This is a genomic window from Streptomyces sp. NBC_00075 (assembly GCF_045041225.1).
Classification (GTDB): Bacteria; Actinomycetota; Actinomycetes; order Streptomycetales; family Streptomycetaceae; genus Streptomyces; species Streptomyces adonidis.
The window spans coordinates 9976970-9991849 of record NZ_CP108243.1 but is presented as its reverse complement, the minus strand read 5'-3'; the positions used below and the strand labels follow the sequence as shown (position 1 = coordinate 9991849).

At 67.7% G+C, this 14880-nt stretch carries 15 protein-coding genes and 1 pseudogene; 10 read left to right on the top strand and 6 right to left on the bottom strand.

What is annotated here, in order from left to right; translation table 11 throughout:
- Positions 1-22: 22 nt before the first annotated feature.
- On the bottom strand, positions 23-799 hold the full coding sequence (locus tag OG787_RS43675; protein WP_369030046.1) for an MHYT domain-containing protein: 777 nt from the start codon (positions 797-799) through the stop codon (positions 23-25).
- A gap of 143 nt (positions 800-942) precedes the next feature.
- Here OG787_RS43675 and OG787_RS43670 point away from each other — a divergent pair, with 143 nt between their 5' ends.
- The 3 genes from OG787_RS43670 (at position 943) to OG787_RS43660 (ending at position 3031) form a co-directional block, all read left to right on the top strand.
- Positions 943-1551 carry a class I SAM-dependent methyltransferase gene (locus OG787_RS43670; protein ID WP_405539008.1) on the top strand — a complete coding sequence of 203 codons (609 nt, stop codon included), beginning with the start codon at positions 943-945 and terminating at the stop codon, positions 1549-1551.
- A gap of 132 nt (positions 1552-1683) precedes the next feature.
- A complete protein-coding gene (locus tag OG787_RS43665) occupies positions 1684-1980 on the top strand; it encodes a hypothetical protein (RefSeq protein ID WP_369030048.1) in 297 nt (98 codons plus the stop codon).
- Between the two features lie 136 nt (positions 1981-2116).
- Complete coding sequence (locus tag OG787_RS43660; protein WP_405539006.1) at positions 2117-3031, top strand: hypothetical protein; 915 nt, start codon at positions 2117-2119, stop codon at positions 3029-3031.
- A 91-nt stretch (positions 3032-3122) separates the two neighbouring features.
- Here OG787_RS43660 and OG787_RS43655 read toward each other — a convergent pair whose 3' ends face one another.
- The gene (locus tag OG787_RS43655; protein WP_405539004.1) at positions 3123-3305 is read right to left on the bottom strand and encodes a hypothetical protein; all 183 of its coding nucleotides are present in this window, start codon (positions 3303-3305) and stop codon (positions 3123-3125) included.
- A gap of 105 nt (positions 3306-3410) precedes the next feature.
- Positions 3411-4088: pseudogene (locus OG787_RS43650) on the bottom strand (acyl-CoA desaturase); the annotation flags it as partial.
- Between the two features lie 139 nt (positions 4089-4227).
- Between OG787_RS43650 and OG787_RS43645 the strand changes: the two are divergent.
- Positions 4228-5445 carry a hypothetical protein gene (locus OG787_RS43645; protein WP_405539003.1) on the top strand — a complete coding sequence of 406 codons (1218 nt, stop codon included), beginning with the start codon at positions 4228-4230 and terminating at the stop codon, positions 5443-5445.
- Positions 5446-5458: 13 nt separating this feature from the next.
- Here OG787_RS43645 and OG787_RS43640 read toward each other — a convergent pair whose 3' ends face one another.
- Positions 5459-6811, bottom strand: coding sequence for a tetratricopeptide repeat protein (locus OG787_RS43640; RefSeq protein ID WP_405539002.1), 1353 nt, complete (start codon positions 6809-6811; stop codon positions 5459-5461).
- A 188-nt stretch (positions 6812-6999) separates the two neighbouring features.
- Here OG787_RS43640 and OG787_RS43635 point away from each other — a divergent pair, with 188 nt between their 5' ends.
- Together OG787_RS43635 and OG787_RS43630 are read left to right on the top strand one after the other, a co-directional pair.
- Entirely contained in the window at positions 7000-7554 is a 555-nt protein-coding gene (locus OG787_RS43635) for an ATP-binding protein (protein ID WP_405539001.1), read from the top strand.
- A 329-nt stretch (positions 7555-7883) separates the two neighbouring features.
- The gene (locus OG787_RS43630; RefSeq protein ID WP_405539000.1) at positions 7884-8174 is read left to right on the top strand and encodes a hypothetical protein; all 291 of its coding nucleotides are present in this window, start codon (positions 7884-7886) and stop codon (positions 8172-8174) included.
- Positions 8175-8581: 407 nt separating this feature from the next.
- Here OG787_RS43630 and OG787_RS43625 read toward each other — a convergent pair whose 3' ends face one another.
- On the bottom strand, positions 8582-9361 hold the full coding sequence (locus OG787_RS43625; protein ID WP_405538999.1) for a GntR family transcriptional regulator: 780 nt from the start codon (positions 9359-9361) through the stop codon (positions 8582-8584).
- 164 nt (positions 9362-9525) lie between these two features.
- On the opposite strand from OG787_RS43625, the gene OG787_RS43620 reads away from it, so the two are divergent.
- From OG787_RS43620 to OG787_RS43605, 4 genes are all read left to right on the top strand, one after another.
- Positions 9526-9864 (top strand): hypothetical protein, encoded by a 339-nt coding sequence (locus tag OG787_RS43620; protein ID WP_405538998.1) that lies wholly within the window; start codon positions 9526-9528, stop codon positions 9862-9864.
- On the top strand, positions 9864-11174 hold the full coding sequence (locus OG787_RS43615; RefSeq protein ID WP_405538997.1) for an FtsK/SpoIIIE domain-containing protein: 1311 nt from the start codon (positions 9864-9866) through the stop codon (positions 11172-11174). Before OG787_RS43620 ends, OG787_RS43615 begins: the two co-directional genes overlap by 1 nt.
- A complete protein-coding gene (locus tag OG787_RS43610) occupies positions 11171-11368 on the top strand; it encodes a hypothetical protein (protein WP_086747616.1) in 198 nt (65 codons plus the stop codon). Before OG787_RS43615 ends, OG787_RS43610 begins: the two co-directional genes overlap by 4 nt.
- A gap of 313 nt (positions 11369-11681) precedes the next feature.
- Positions 11682-13058, top strand: a complete 1377-nt coding sequence (locus OG787_RS43605; RefSeq protein ID WP_405540760.1) for a replication initiator — start codon at positions 11682-11684, stop codon at positions 13056-13058.
- 176 nt (positions 13059-13234) lie between these two features.
- On the opposite strand, the gene OG787_RS43600 is transcribed toward OG787_RS43605, so the two are convergent.
- Positions 13235-14863 carry a recombinase family protein gene (locus OG787_RS43600; protein WP_405538996.1) on the bottom strand — a complete coding sequence of 543 codons (1629 nt, stop codon included), beginning with the start codon at positions 14861-14863 and terminating at the stop codon, positions 13235-13237.
- Positions 14864-14880: the final 17 nt, after the last annotated feature.

The following is a 14880-nucleotide window of genomic DNA, read 5'->3' as shown; positions in this document are numbered from 1 at the left end:
GTGGTGTGGTTCGGACGCTCCTCTAGCGGGCAGCGACGCTCTCGACCGGTCGCTGGGCGGACGCGGATGCCTCGCGCTCTCCGGCGGTCGGCGACAGCGCGACGAACGCCGAGGTCAGGAAGAGATAGGACCCGAGGCCGACGGCGAGGGGGAAGATGAACTGCATCGCCGTGGCCCCGGGCAGCACCTCGCCGGAGGGCGTGACGTCCACGCGCACCGCGAACATCCCGGTGTAGTGCATGCTGCTGACCGCGGCGCCCATGACGAGCGAGGCGACGGTCACCGCGATCGGCGACCTGATGTTCAGCGCCGCCCACAGTGCGGCGGTGGCCGCGACGACGGCGATCACCACGGAGAGCGCGACGAGCGCCGGGTCGTAGTTCACGTCACCGTGCAGCCGTACCGCTGCCATGCCGAGATAGTGCATGCTCGCCACGCCCAGCCCGGTGGTGAGTCCGCCGACGAGGAGCGCGCGGGCGCGGTCGTGCCCGTAGCCGACGGCGAAGACCCCGGTGGAGACGACAGCCATGGCGACGAGAAGGCTGAGGATGGTCAGCGGCACGTTGTAGCGGATGTCGGTGCCGCCGACGCTGAAGCCGAGCATGGCCACGAAGTGCATGGTCCAGATGCCGGTGCCGATCGCGGAGGCCGCGGTGACGAGCCAGTTGCGGCGCGAGCGTCCGGTCGCGCCGAGGGCCCGGACGGTGCAGCGCAGCCCGAGGGCGGCGCCCATGCAGGCCATTACGTATGACAGTACGGGGGTCAGCCAGCCGAAGGCCGCGTGGTCCAGGTGTCCCATGACCACGGGACGCTAGTGGGGGCACGGGAGCACGAAGGGGGCGCATTTCGAAAGGTAGTGAAATATGACAGGGAACTGCGACTGAACGACCGAGTCCGGCTCGAACATGCGCGCCGTGGGCTGCTTCGCGTCCGTGCGGGATCATGCGGAACATGAGCGACGACCACACACACGTCCAGGAATTCTTCACCGCCCGCGCGGCCGACTGGGACCGCAGGTTCCCCGACGACGGGCCCGCCTACTCAGCCGCGGTGGCCGAGTTGGGGCTGCGCGAGGGCGCCCGGGTGCTGGACGCGGGCTGTGGCACCGGGCGCGCTCTGACACCGCTGCGTGCCGCCGTGGGGCGCTCCGGAGTGGTCCTGGGAGCGGATCTGACTCCGGCCATGCTGGAGGCCGCGGGACGAGCCGGGCGGGGCCTCGACGGGCAGTTGCTGCTCGCTGACGTGTCAGCCCTTCCGCTGCGCTCGGAGTCGCTCGACGCGGTGTTCGCGGCAGGTCTGATCGCGCATCTGCCGCATCCTGCCGAGAATCTGCGGGAACTCGCGCGCGTGGTGCGCCCCGGCGGCACCCTGGCACTGTTCCACCCGATCGGCAGGGCCGCGCTCGCCGCCCGACAGGGTCGCCGGATCACCCCGGAGGATCTGCGCGCGGAGGCCAACCTCGGTCCGCTCCTGGCCGGTTCCGGGTGGCGCATGACGTCGTACGTGGACGAGGACGCCCGGTTCCTGGCACTGGCTGTCCGGACGGTCTGACCCGGGCCGTCAACGGCGTACGGAGCCCATCACCCGCGCATGCCCTCTTCTGCCGCCGGAACTCCAACCCTACGTTGGTAGGAGCAGATGAACGATCAACCATGGCAACCACACAGGGGGAGGGTGGTCCACATGTTCGGCGGAATCCATAAATCGTTCACCAGATTTCTCCGTTCCTGGCGCTCGGAAGTGAGCGCGGGACAGGAGAGGCGCACACACAATCTCTTCGAGGCCGCTGCCGTGTACGTGTCGGCATGCGCGGAGGACGACCAGGATCAGATGGACGAGGCGGTGGCCTGGGTGTCCCCGGAGGCGTTGTCCTTCGGGGTGAACGAGCTGGCGTGCCGTGCCGTCATCGCGCTGGCCAGGGAGCGCGACGAGTCGCCGCGGACGGTGGCCAGGGATCTCCTCGGACTCCCAGCCACCTGACCGAAGCAGGCACATCCGGTCGATTCCTCCCTGTCCGGCGGGAAAACAGCAGCTCCGGGTGGGGTGGGAGTCGTGACAAGGGCCTTCCGCTCGGATTAGGGTGCGCGCCGATGGACGAACCGATGGGGAGGCTGGGATGGCAGAGACGGACGAGGAGGCCGTCGCCGCCGAGGACGACGCGCTCTATGTGCTCACGGCGGTGCTGCTGACGCCCGCGCAGTTCCCGAGCGTGCTGGGCGACGACTATCCGGAGGCCTGTGCGGCGCTCGGCCTCGCGCCGTTCGCCGACGGGTACGGGCTCGTACTCGGCCAGGACGGCGACGGCGCGCGGTGGACGGTGGTCATCGACGACGTCTCCCTGGTCGCGGTCGCGATCGCTTCGTGGGACTGCGGAATGGAGTACGACCTGTCCCCGGAGGAGCACACGGTCGTCGCCGCCCTGCCGGGCTGGCCCCTCGCGGTCGCCGTCGCGGCTCCGGATGTGCCCGCCCCGCACGACCCGGGCCCCGAACTCACGGACCGGCCGCCGCTCGCTCCGCCGGACACCTCCGCCTGGGGCCCGGCCCAGCGGCGTCTTGGCGCCGACGAGATCGCGCTCCAGTGGGCGACCTGGCGGGAGCAGCTCAGCGACGAGGACTTCACCCCGCCGGGCGGCAGGTCCGCGACACCCGAGGCATCCGGGGGCGAGCCGGACGGCGCCGAGCCGGACACGGACCAGGTCGCGGAGGCGGCCGACCCGGCCGAGGACACCGTGAACGGGGCCGAAGGCACCGTGAACCGGCCCCGTGCCGGGATCCGCCGCGTCCTCGCGGAGGCACGCGCGTACGTGGAGACGCCTCCGCCCCTCGGCCGCGTCCGCTCCTCCTTCGCTCCGGGCGAGGCGCGGACACTGCGTGCCGACGGTCCCGGCTGGTCGATGGTGGCCAGGACCGACGACATCGCCTTCGTCCTGCTCGACGACGAGCCCGGAGAGGTACTGCCGGTGGGCCGGGGCCCGGAACTGCCCGGCCTCCTCGAAGCGCTCGACAAGATGGCCGTACGCCCCAGTTGAGCCCCGCCCGGACACCTGTGGTTCCGGGCGGAGTTCAGCAGGTCGGGGTGTCAGCCGGGGTGAGGCGCGGGCTGCACCGGGTCGCGGCGCCTCAGCGGCCGATCTCCTTGCGTGAGACACGGCGCAGCCTGCGCCGCTGTGCGGGGTCCAGCGTGAGATAGGCGGCCGCCGGGACTCCCAGCACTATCAGCAGCGCGGCCCACCACGGCAGCCAGAACAACAGGATGATCCCGACTGCCACGCCCCCTGCGGCGATCTTCGCGTTCCTCGACATGAGTGTCGCCTCCTTCGCGGCCACGGCCGCTCTCTGCTCTGAAAACGGGTCCGCGCCTCCCACGGTTCCGGACCGCGACCCTGAGACGTCCCTGAGACGCGACCCTTAGATACCCCTGAGGGGCTCTCCCACCTCGTACATGTGACGCAGGGCCTGCCGGTACGAGTCGACGAGCCCCGTCTCCGTATAGGGAATACCCATCTCACGGCAGTAGGCGCGCACCGTCGGCTGGGCGAGCCTCAGATGGGGGCGGGGCATGCTCGGGAAGAGGTGGTGCTCGACCTGGTAGTTGAGGCCGCCGAGGAACCAGTCGGTCAGGGCGCTGCCGCGGACGTTGCGCGAGGTGAGCACCTGGCGGCGCAGATGCCCCCAGCGCTCGCCGTCGGGGTCGGGCATCTCCATGCCCTTGTGGTTGGGCGCGAAGGCCAGGCCCAGGTGGAGGCCGAGCAGCGCCTGGTGGACGGCGGCGAAGGCGAGTGCCTGGCCGAGGGAGAGGGAGGTCAGCAGCAGCATCGTGTACGCGGCGACGTGGGTCACCAGAAGGACGGCCTCCATGGCCCGTTCCCGGGGCGCCTGTCGGCGCAGGTCCCTGAAGCCGGAGATCTTCAGGGCGATGCCTTCGAGGAGGGTGAGCGGGAAGAAGAGCCAGGCCTGATTGCGGGTGAGCCAGCGCCGGAAGCCGGTGCGATGCCGTGCCTGTTCGCCGGTGAAGACCAGGACGTCGGCGACGACGTCGGGGTCCTTGTCGATGTGGTTGGGGTTGGCGTGGTGGCGGTTGTGCTTGTCGCAACACCTTGACAGATGTGACTTCACTGCCCTGAGTGTCATTGGAGGTGAGATCCACTAACGCGTCACCCCACACCAGCCAACCAATTCCCGCATCCTACCCCCGCCGACCAGCGGAGAACATTAGGCTTACGTCGTGAGTATCCTAAACTGGTGCCAGTTCACGATTACCTGCATCCTGGCCTCATTCGCCTCTGTTGCACTAACCAGATTTGCGAGCTTTTTTGCCACAAATTTCGCTCGCAGCTTCCCCTGGTACAGGAGGGGAACCGTAATAGAACCTCTCCTGTGGCTCGATTTCCGACGTGCAGCGCCTGCCGCCAGGGTTCGACTGGCCTGCCGCACCTTCGGAGTGCGATTTTCAATCCCTGGCCCCACTTTGAACCGAAAGAGCAAGGAGGGCTTTACGGCCCTCAATTCGTTTCCCCTGTCATCAATATTGACGCTATTTTACCTGCCTGCGGCCTCTTTCGTCGCCTCCACCCTTTTGGCGCGCCCACTCATTCAAGCCGCTTACGAGTCACATTTCCAAGACATTCCCCATAGAGAGAAATTCTATCTCGCGATTGCCCTTTTCACCTTCGCCTGCTTCTGGTGGCCGCTCGAATTGCGCAGGATTAGAGCCGTAATATCAGAAGAGAGCCATCGGATAGCCTTCTTCCTTTGCTGTCGATCTATTATCGTCTGCTACCGCGCATCTCAAGGAAAATCAACCCTCCTCTATCTCGACAGTCGAATTCACCGTCTCGGACTCGCTCTTATTCGGTTCGGGAAGTCTGGCGTTCCGCGGGCAAGCCCGGCACGGAGACAACGATTCCTGGAGCACACCACACGTGTAAGCGCCGCCCTAGACGCCCGCACTGAGCGACTTTTCACCGACGGCACCGACGCCATTCCTGACCTCATTAAGTTTCTGACAGGAATCCTAGAAAGACTCGCAGAAGAGAAATGGCTCAACATCATAGACGATCACGAACTCCCCGCCTATCAACAGCCTTCAGTCGAGGAAGTAGATCAGGAGGTACGTAAGGCGGATGGTCGCGTCGTCCTCCTAGGCGCCACAGCCGCAGCCGTTATGGTCGGCGTCCTGATCAGCATCGGCATTCCGGCGGGGGCCGTCATTCCGGGCGCACTGATCTTCCTGTTGGGGCCTGCAACTGTCTGGGGAAGTAGGAAAATCGGCAGCCCACGAGAAATGCTCGACTCAATTCGTGGCGGCGTAGCTCAGGCAGCAGAGCCACAACCGGCCGGAACCACGTATCCACCAGCGATCGGCAACACTGCCGTTCCTCCTTCTCCCGCCCTCGCTAATTCAGCGAGTCCTGCACCACCCGGCCACAATCCGCATCCTTAGCCCTTCGAACGGCTCAGAAGGGGAGTTCGGGCGTTGCTGTCCCTCGCTTGATAGCCATGACCCTCTCGTGGAAGTCGCGTGTAGAAGACTCCCGTGGGTACCGGGAGCGGAGCTCCTTGTCCAGCTCATCGGCGACTAAAAGCAGGGATGGCAAGGACTTTCGGTCGGCCGTAAGTGCTGTTGTTCCCATACCTACGGCTTGTTCTATGTCGCCAGTACGTGCGGCAGCAACCCCGAGTGTGAGACGGGCCTCTGCCGCACGCATGGGGGAGATCTCGGTACCGTCCGGGCCCGTGCTGATCCGGATCACTGAGCGGGCGTGAGTGGCGGCGCGTTCGTCGTCTCCGAGGAGGCGGTAGGCGTCCATCTCGTAGAAGTCCCACTTGTCCGGGTCGATGATGAAGTGGTGCTCGGGGTGATCCGGGCGGGGTAGCCGGTCCAGGCGGGCGCGTCCGGCGTCCAGGGAATCGCGGACCAGGCGGGCGTCTCCCATGCGGGCGGCGGCGCGGGCCTTGTGGGCGTACAACTGCACGCCCACGGAGTGTGTCTGGTCGGCGATGTGTCCGGCTTCGACGGCTTGCAGCATGTCTTGCCAGCGGCTTTGGGTGAGGGCGAACCAGGCCTCGATCTCGAACGCCCATGCCTTGATCTCGCCGTGTCCGGCCTCGTCGCCGATCCGCAGGGCGGCGGCCTTGCTGAGGTTGGCGGCCTCACGCTGCCCCCGGTCGTACTGCACGCACGCGTTCAGCAGGAAGAGCCAGCCTGCGTCGACGAGAAGTTCCCGGTGCTGGCGCAGGGTCATCCTGCCTTCGAGCTGCTTGGTGACGTACTGCAAGCCGTTGCGGGTGCGCTCGTGCAGGTAGTCGGCGTCGGCGTACGGGTAGGCGCGGGCCAGTTGATCGATGCCCTGCTCGATCGATTCCAGGGCGGCGCTGTTGATGCTGGACATCTCCGTGCGCCGCAGCAACTCGGCGATGTCCCAGAGACCCGCGCCGCCCTCGGCGATCAAGGTGCTGGGGTCCTCCGGCGCGGAGACGCTGGCACTCCGGGCTAGTTCCCAGGGGCGTGGTGCGAGTCCTGCGAGGTGGCCGGGGATGCGTAGCCCGTCCACCACTTCGAGGATCTTGCGGTGCTGGGTGATCCGTGGGCGTGTGCCCTTGCCGTCGGTCTCCGGCCGGGCCATGAGGCCGATGTGCTCGCGCTTGTAGCCGACGGCTTCGGCGATCTTGGCGTAGCTGATCTTTCCGTGCAGTCGGGCGAGTCTGAAGACTTCGCCGAAGTCGTGGTTGGCGACTGCCGACCGTACGTCCGCGCGTTCGAGGACGTGTGGCGGTAGAGCTGCCGGTGTCGGTGCTGCTTCGGTCATCTCACTTCCCCATCGTGATTGACCTGACGATTCGTCTCTTCCGATCTTCACTTCGTGCCCGTCTCGCGAGTGTACCCACGAGGGGGGTCCCCAAGAGGGGGGAGCGACAGGCGATGCATACGGTGCACCCTCGGTCCACCCTGCCGGGAGGGCCTCGGCAGGCGTGACCTGAGACGGTGGTTCATGTCATGGACGTGAGGGGAGTTCGGCAGCATGAGCACTTGGCGGTGCCTCCTCCGCGCCGTCGCTCGGAGCATGACCCGTCGACTGGGCACTTCAGGGCTCTGACGCTCTTCGCCGAGTCGCCGGACTGCGGCAAGGCGGCGCGGGACATGGTCCGCTCGTACCTCCATACCTGGAAGCTGCCGCACGCGATCGACGACGCGGAACTCATCGTGTCGGAGCTGGTCGGCAACGTCGTGCATCACGCGGTGCCGGACCGTCAGCTTGCCTTGCCGGGTGCCGCACGGCGTATCGACGTGTCGCTGATGACGTATCCGGAGTTGCTGGTCATCGGTGTTGGGGATGAAGACTCGGCTCCGCCTGAGCTGGCGGCGGGTGAGGTCATCTCGCCCGACCTGGCGGGTGACTTCTCTGAGGCGCTGTTACCGGACCGGGGCCGTGGGCTGCTGATCGTTCAGCGCCTGGCCGATGCGGTGTGGTGGTCGCCGGGGAGCAAGGGCGGCAAGCACGTGTGGGCCCGCCTCGACCTCGAACGGCTCTGGTCCGAGAGATGGGGCTGACAAGCGCCGGGTCACTGTGCCGCTCTGCTCCCTTGCTTGCGGGAGCAGAGAGTGACCCGGATACGGGCCGGATGTGACCTTCCCCGGCCCACGGGGCGCGGCCTCTTGGATTGGGCCACCGGGTTCCCCACCCGGTACCAAGGGGCCGCGCTTCACAACCGAAAACGCAAGACCGGACCACCCCCGCGCCTGGAAGCTACCGGGGTGGTCCGGAAGGGAGTACAGCGACCCCCGGTGCCTGATGGTACCGGGGTCGTTGTGCTGTGCATCCGCCCTGGACCAAAGAGAGTTGACGATCTGTTATCTGGACCAGGACAGAGGTGGGCACATTGACTGGCGCTGGCGAGAACTGGCTGAGCGACGGAATCGACGACTCGGGGCCGGACTGCGGGCTCTGGGTGCCCGGTGTCGACTACGTGGGGGCGTGGCGGGCCGCGCTGGAGTCTGCCGACCGTTTGAACCGGGCGTTCCTCGGTGCCGGGTTCGAACTGTCAGAGATGCGGGCCGTTGCCTCGACGAACGAGGACGGACGCGGCGTGGTCCGGGTGACGGGCTGGCCCGACGCGGTGGAGCGGCTCGCCGGGTTCCTGGAGTCGCACCCTGGCGACGGTGCGGCATGAGGAGCGTTCTCCCTGGTGGGTGGTGCGGGTGGGCACGTCGCCGGCCGCAGAGACTTTGGGCGGGAGCTGCCATGGGGCGAGTGAACAGGGGGCCTTACGCTCGCCAGCGGATCGGGCAGGCCTTGGAGCTGCCCGCAATAGCCCGATCGGCCCCCTGTTCTTCGAGGCTCGCCCCATGGTGGCTGCCTAAAGTCTCGGAGGCCGTCGACCCCCAGCCCACCACACCCCGGCCCGCGAAGGTCGGTCGACGCATCGGCTCCTTGTGCGTGCTGCGGTGTGGGGCGTCGGGCGTCCGGACGGGATCGGCGGCCACGCCGCACGCCCGTCCGGGGCGGCCGGGCGCCCCGGCGCGCCGCAGGCGCGCCCTTGAGGAAGTGAAGACGTATTCGACCGATGCCCGTTGCCACTCAGGCGCGGGTGCGCCGGGTGGGCTGCTTGTCGGCGGTGATCCGGTAGGCGAGTTCGGCACGGTCCGCCCCGGAGCGCAGCTCTTCGAGGAGCAGCGGGCGGCCGTCGGTGCCGTGCGTCACACGGGCCAGGAGCAGGACCGGGGTCGCGTCCGGCAAGCGGAGCGTGGTCCGCTCGTCGGGAAGTGGCATGCGGGCGCGGACGCTCTCTGTCCAGGACAGCTTGTGCCCCTCCTGGGTGAGCAGCCCGTAGATCTCTGCCGGGCGCGTGGACGGCTCCTCGGCGAGCAACGGGATGGCTTCGGCGGTCGTGAAGGGGATCAGCGTGCGGTGCATGACGCGCGTCCCGGAGCCGGGGTCGATCAGGAGACGGTCACATCCGAACAGGGCCTCTTCCTCGCCGAGTTGGAGGAAGCGGCCTGCGTCCTTGGTGGTGCGGGTGCGGTAGGTGCTCGGCTCTTCGACTTCGTCCCAGGCATCGCCGTTGGGCATCGTGAACGTGCCGTCGGTGGTGCGGGTGATGCGGCGTTCGAGGGTGAGGGCGGGCTGTCCGGCGGAGCGGACGAAGCTGCCCTTGCCGTGGCGGACGTCGATCAATCCTTCCGCGCGCAGGGCGGCAACCGCGTTGCGGACGGTGGGGCGGGATACGCCGTAGCGGGCCATGAGCTGGGCCTCGGACGGCAGCAAGGAATCAGGCTCGAACTCGCCCGACAGGATCGCTTCCCGGATGGCGGCGGCCACCTGCTGGTAGAGGGCTCCGGGGCGCTGGATCTCCGACATGGCGGCATCTCCGGGTTCAGGTCGTAGTCACGTCGCACGCGCGACATCACTCGTCAGCATAAGTAGTTGCACCCTCGCCGTACAGCACTTCATAGTCATCACTCGTAAGGACAAGTGACGTCTGAATATGTCAGGCGTCCTGACTGGCCAGGGAGGCCACAGACATGCAGTCCATTCCCGTGGACACCGGGCGGCTCGGCGTACTGCGGTGCGCCATCGCCCCCGAAGCAAAGATCAGCAACCAGGAGACGCAGGAAGTCAAGAAGGACCGGGACGGCAACCCCGTCTACACCGTCGCCGTCACCGTGCGGCAGGACCGGCGGCGGATCTCCGTCATCGAGATCGCTGTCACCGGCGAACCCAAGGGCATCGAGGAAGGGATGATCCTCAAGGTCACCGGGCTGACCGCGTTCATGTGGGCGATGGGCGACCGGCACGGCGTCAGCTTCCGCGCCGACACCATCACCCCCGTGACCGGCGCCTTAAAGGCCGGTGGTGCGTGATGACCAGCACCCTCGTTCTCGCTCTCGCCCTTGGGCTGTTGGTGCTCGTCTGGGTGCTGGGCGGCGGTGATCTGCTGCGGCGGCATCGCCCGGTCTGGCACTGGTACCTCGCCGGATACCCGGCCGCTGCGTGGCGGGTGGTATTCACCTGGCGCAAGGTCACGATGCTCACCGACCTTGCCGTCTCCCGTCGTCCGTCGCGCGGGCTCCTCGGTGACCTGATCGTCAAGGGCGATCCGCTGCGCCCGGTGGCACCCCGGATCTCGTTCCCTCGTCCGACGCGTGCCGGGCTGACCGTGATCGTGCGGCTGCACGCGGGCCAGACCCCGGCCATGTACCTCAAGGCGGCCGATGCCCTCGTACACGCGTGGAAGGTCCACGCGGTACGGGTCACCTCGCCCCAACGAGGGCTGGTGCTGCTGACGGCCACGGCCACCGATCCGCTGGAACGCCCCGGCCTGGCCACTGCCCCGACTGCGCTTCTCTCCGCCCTCATCGGGGTGCTGGAGAGCGGGAGCGCGTGGGTGATGGATCTCCTGGTGGTGCCGCACTGGCTGATCGCCGGGGCCACCCGGTCGGGCAAGTCCACCCTGCTGGCCCGGCTCATCGCCCAACTCGCCCCGCAGCACGTCGCCCTGGTCGGCATCGACTGCAAGGGCGGCATGGAACTCGGCCTGTTTGCACAGAGGTTGAGCGCGCTGGCCACGAGTCGGCGTGAGGCGGTCGCGGTGCTCGCCGCGCTGGTGGTCGAGATGCAGGACCGGATGAGCGTCTGCCGGACGGCCGGGGCCCGATCCATCTGGGAACTGCCTGTCAGGTTCCGGCCCGTACCGGTCGTCGTGATCGTCGACGAGATCGCGGAACTCTACCTGTCCGACGGCAGACGCGAGAGCAAAGCCGAAGCCGAACAGTGCTCCACCCTCCTGCTACGCCTGGCCCAGCTCGGCGCCGCCCTCGGCATCCACCTGGTCGTCGCCGGACAACGCGTCGGCTCCGACCTCGGCCCCGGCGTCACCGCACTGCGGGCCCAACTCGGCGGACGCATCTGTCACCGGGTCAACGACCCCGGCACCGCCGAAATGATCCTCGGCGACCTCAACAAGGACGCCGTGGCCGTGGCTCAGTCGATCACCGCGCAGGAACAGGGCGTGGCCGTGTGCACCGGACCGGACGGCGGCTGGAACCGCGCACGCTCCCACCTCACCCCCACCCAAGAAGCCGTCGCGGTCACCCGCAAGCACGCGGGCCTGGTGCCCGAACTGCCCACCGTCACCCGCGCGCTCGCCGCTCTCGAAGGAGACTCCCAATGATCAGCACAGGTGCCGCCGTGTCCCTCGTCGTGGTCTTCGGGATCATCACCTTCCTCCTCGTCCGCTCCCGCGACGTCCGCGCCTGGGAGGCCGTCTGCATCGCCCTGTTCGGCCTCTACCTCGGCCAGACCCCCGTCAGCCTCACCATCAACGGCTTCGTCACCTGGGTCCTCAGCGGCTTCTCCCACTTCTAGACACAGCAGAAAGGGACGTACGGCATGCCCATGCGCCGCGTGAGATGCACCGTCTGCAAGGGCGACGGAGCACGCAAGACCTGGACCGGACGACTGCGCCGCTGCCGCGTCTGCCGGGGCACCGGAACCATCCGCTGAACCCGGCCAACCCACCCCAACTCCCCAACCAACAAGGAGTGATCCCCATGACCCACGCTGCGCCACCCACCCCCATCCGAGCCGCTACGGCGGCCCACCCCGGAAGGTCACCACCATCACCCCCGAGCACATCGCCCCGGCCGACAGGCGCGCCGTCCTCGACCGCACGGCGCGCCTGCGCCAACTCCCCGAAACAGACCGAGACGCCCTCCGCATCGCCCAACACCCCCAATTCGCCCGCTGGCTGGAGCAGATCGCGGCCACGGGTGGGTGCGCTCACCCGGTCCACCTGTCCGGGGCAACGACGACTCTGGACGCGAAGACCGGCGAGATCCTCCGCCACTACGACACCCGCACCGAACCGGGCGAACGCCTCCTCGTCCGCTGCCGCAACCGACGCGCCACCGTCTGCCCGGCCTGCTCACGCCTCCACGCGGGCGACACCTACCACCTCGTCCGCGCGGGCCTCCTCGGCGGCAAGAACATCCCCACCACCATCCGCAACCGCCCCCGCCTCTTCATCACGCTGACCGCACCTTCGTTCGGGCCGGTGCATCATGCCGGGGACAATCGGTGCCGCCCCCGCCGCGATGGAGGCAACTGCGCGCACGGTCGCTCTATCGGCTGCGGGGTCGTCCACGTCCCGGACGCTCCTGTCGTAGGCCAACCTCTGTGTTCCGACTGCTACGACTACACCGGACACGTGCTCTGGCACGCCCACGCGGGCATCCTGTGGGACCGCTTCACCCGCGACGTACGCCGACACCTCGCCACCTCGGCAGGCCTCGTCCAGTCCCACTTTCCCCAGCACGCCCGACTGTCCTTCGCCCGCGTCGCCGAATACCAGAAGCGCGCTGCTGTCCACGTGCACGCCGTGGTCCGCCTCGACGGCCCGGCCGGACCCAACGACCAACCCCCGCTCTGGGGCACCACCAAGCAACTCACCGACGCGGTACGCGCAGCCGCCCAACGGGTTCTGGTCCGCACCCCCTACAGCCCCGCCGTCGGAGAACTCGCCCTCCGCTGGGGTGCCCAGCTCGATACTCGCCCTCTGCACACCGACGGCGACGGAACCGATGACGACGCCGTGGCCGCGTACATCGCCAAGTACGTCACCAAGGGAGCCAGCGACACAGGTGCCGGCCACGACCACAGGCTCACCACCTTGCAGGGCATCGATGCTGCCCACGTGTCCGACCACGTCCGCACCCTGATGCGTACAGCCTGGCTCCTCGGCAGCCTCCCCGAGTACGGGCCGCTCCGCCTCCGCACTTGGACCCACACCCTCGGCTACCGAGGACACATCCTCACCAAGTCCCGCGCTTACTCGACGACATACGCCGCGCTGCGCGCCCAACGCGCCGAACACAAAGGTCATGAATCCGTGCCCGGCACAGTGACCGATGGGCACTGGCGCTACGTCGGCTCCGGCCACACGCCGGGGGCCGCGCTCATCGCCGCTGGGATCGCCGCAGATCTCGCCGCCAGTCGTGAGGCCGCGCGGGAAGAGCTGGCTGCGGAGAGGAGCGGGCTGGGTGCCTCGTCCGGGTGACCCCGTAGAAGATCCGGACATGGCCTGGGCGCGAGCGCACGCGCGTAAGGCTCCCCGCTGGTCTGATGCCAAATGGCGCAGGATCAACGCCGCTCTGGGCCTGGAGGTGTCCACGAACGACAGGGCCCGTCACCATCGCCGTGCGACGTGACGGGCCCGCGTGTGCTGGTCCTCCCCTACTCCTCGGCGTAGATCGGGACCAGGCGATCTCTCAACGGCACCTTGCTGCCCCTGCCTACGGGGAGAACGACCAGGGCCGTCAAGGTGCGCTCGACGTAGGCTCGGCGCTCCACCAAGGTGATCCCGTCCCGACGCCATTCCTTGTCCATGTCAACGGGCTTGCCGTGAGCAGCAAGGGTCTTGCGCTGCCAGGCGTTGCGGTCCTTCGTCAGACGTCGCTCATCGGCCTCGTACTCGGCCAGATCGGCGTAATACCTCTCTGCGCTGATCTGCCGGTTCCGCCGGGCCTGCTTGAGGTCCGCGATGTCCTCACGGACGTTGGCCAAGTCCGCCTCCTTCGACCAGGTCTGCGGGGCCACGGTCGCCTCCCGCGCGGCGGCCTCCTCCTCGTACTTGGCGATCACGAGCTTGCCGATCAACTCGTCGGTCTCCGGTCCGCCGATCTTGATGCCCCCGCAGCCTCGGCCGGTCGACTTGCCGTGACAGCCGTAGTAGAAATACCCCTCTGGCTTCCCCTGACTCCGTGCCGCCTTGAGCGCGCGTAGTAGTGCGCCGCAGCCTTCCTTGCCGCATCGGAGCGTCCCTGTTCCCAGGTACGTCCGGGTGTTGTGTCCGGTGCCTCGGATCGGCCCCTCGCCGATGATCGCGAGCAGAGCTTGCCATTCGGTCACCGTGAGGATCGGCTGCCACTGCCCAACTACCGGCTTGCCCTCGTCGTCCTGGGCGACGGCGATATGACGCGTCTCTCGTCCGGTCTCCGGGTCGATGTCGGAGATCGTGTATGAGCGGTGACCGCACAGACGGGGGTTCCTCATCAGTTCCTTGAGGACAGCGCGTGTCCAGCGATTCCCTCGGGGAGTCGTGATCCCCTCGCGGTTCCACTCAGCGATGATCCCGTGCCAGGTGGCTCCCTCGATCAACCGACGGGCCGCGTCCCGCAGTAGCTTCGCCTCCTCGGGGTGCAGTGTCCGTTTGTCCTCCTGCCAACCGAACGGGCGTGAACCGCCAACCGGGATGCCCTGCTCGCGCAACGCCTTGTGCTTGCGCCGGACCCTGCGGGCCGTGTCGGCGGACTGCTTGTTGGCCATGGTCACCAACACGCGGGCCATGGCGCGGCCGTTGTCCGTCAGAAGATCCAACGTGCCTGTGATGTCGATGATCGGCCGGTGGTGGTGTTCCACTACCTCTATGGCGTCCTCAAGGTGGCGGGGATCGCGGGTGAGGCGGTCGATGTCATAGACGATCAGACCGTCAACGCGTTCGCCGTTCGGCGCGATACCGCGCTTGAGGTCCTCCAACGCTCCCTCGAACACGGGCCGGATCACTCGGTATGCGGTACGGCCGTCCGGGAGGCGGACCCTCCTTCGCTTCCACGCTGAGGTGTCGGGCTCCATGTACGTGTGGACGTACCGGCCTCCTCGGCTCTCCACGAACCGGCGGCCGTCCTTCTCCTGCTCCTCCGTGCTCTTGATGTCCCGCCCGGTCATCGGCACGAAGCGGTGCTTGTCCGACGAATCGTCGGCTAAGTCGTCTCCCTCGATCTCCTCGGTGGAGAGCCGGGCCAGACCGGCCCAGTTCTGTCCTTCCAAGTCGCCCCAGTGGGCCCGCTGTACGTCATCAGTCATACCTAAAAGCTACATCT